Annotated in this window: 1 protein-coding gene and 1 pseudogene; both read left to right on the top strand. The window is 75.8% G+C overall.

Annotated elements, in window-relative coordinates:
* On the top strand, positions 1 to 671 hold a 671-nt coding region (locus FV223_RS28065), incomplete at its 5' end, for a uroporphyrinogen-III synthase (protein ID WP_147729933.1).
* Positions 672 to 828: 157 nt separating this feature from the next.
* Positions 829 to 1,211: pseudogene (locus FV223_RS28060) on the top strand (hypothetical protein); the annotation flags it as partial.

Raw genomic sequence — 1,211 nt, 5'->3', positions numbered from 1 at the left:
GGGCCGACCTCGGGGACGCTGGCGCGCTCGGCCACCTGCCCCTGGTGGCGCCGGTGCTGGTGGTGCGCCCCACCGGCGCAGCCCTGCCGCCGGGCCCGTTCGACGGGCTGATCCTCACCAGCGCGAACGCCCTCGACGCGCTGCTCGCGACGACCGAGGCGGCCACCCTGCGCGGAATCCCGGTCTTCGCCGTCGGCCCGCGGACGGCGGCGCTCGCCGAAGCGCGGCTCGGCGCGGTGACGGCGGGGACGGGCGACGCCGCCGCGCTCGCAGCGATCGTGCAGGGATCCGTCGCGCCGGGGGCATCCCTGCTCCACGTGGCCGGCGCGGAGCGCAAGGCGGAACCCGCCGCCCGGCTGACGGCCGCCGGCTACCGGATCGCGACGCACGTCGCCTACGCGGCCGAGGCGGTGGCGCACCTGCCGGACCCGGTCTTCGCGGCCTTCGCCGCCGTCCCCGGAGGGCTCGACGCCGCCCTGCACTATTCCCGCCGCAGCGCGCGCGTGGCGCATCGATTGTCGGAAGCGGCCGGACACGGCGGAGCTTTCCGCGCGTTGAGGCATTACTGCCTGTCGGACGACGTGGCCGCAGCCCTGGACCAAGCCGGGGTCGCGGCCCATTTCGTCGCTGGGCGACCGCGCGAGGACGACCTCCTCGCGGGCCTGTCCTGACATCGCCGCGCCGCCGTCAGATCGGGTCTCGCCCGGGCGGAAGCGGCGGTGATAGGTAGGCGCCGCCCGCACCGGCGCGGGTCGTGAGGAACGTTAGGATCGGGGCGCGCGGCACAGCCGCCGCGCCCGGGACGTCGAGACGGGAGAGACAACGGCCGTGAAGCCACCATCCAACGACGCCGACCGTCCGAATTCCGGCTCCCAGGCTCCGGGTGCCGCGAAGAACGGTGCCCCGAGCTCGACCGCCCCCCAGACCCAGGGCGGCAAGCCCGGAACGGTGTCGACGCCGCAGGGCCGTCCGCCCGAGACCCTGCCGCCGGGCGTCCACGTCAAGTCGGAGCCGGCCAAATCCGAGACCGGCAAGCCCGATACGGCCAAGAACGATACGGCCAAGCCCGACACCATCAAGCCCGATACGGCCAAGCCCGCCGTTCCGTCGTCCTCGGCCCAGGCGCCGAAGCCGGAGGCCGGCCGCGCCGATCCTCCGATCACCGCCGGGCCGACGAAGGCCGAGCCCGGCCGCCCGGCCCAGCCCTCCGC

This window comes from Methylobacterium sp. WL116 (genome assembly GCF_008039455.1).
Lineage (GTDB): Bacteria > Pseudomonadota > Alphaproteobacteria > Rhizobiales > Beijerinckiaceae > Methylobacterium.
This window is presented reverse-complemented; position numbering and strand designations above follow the sequence as displayed.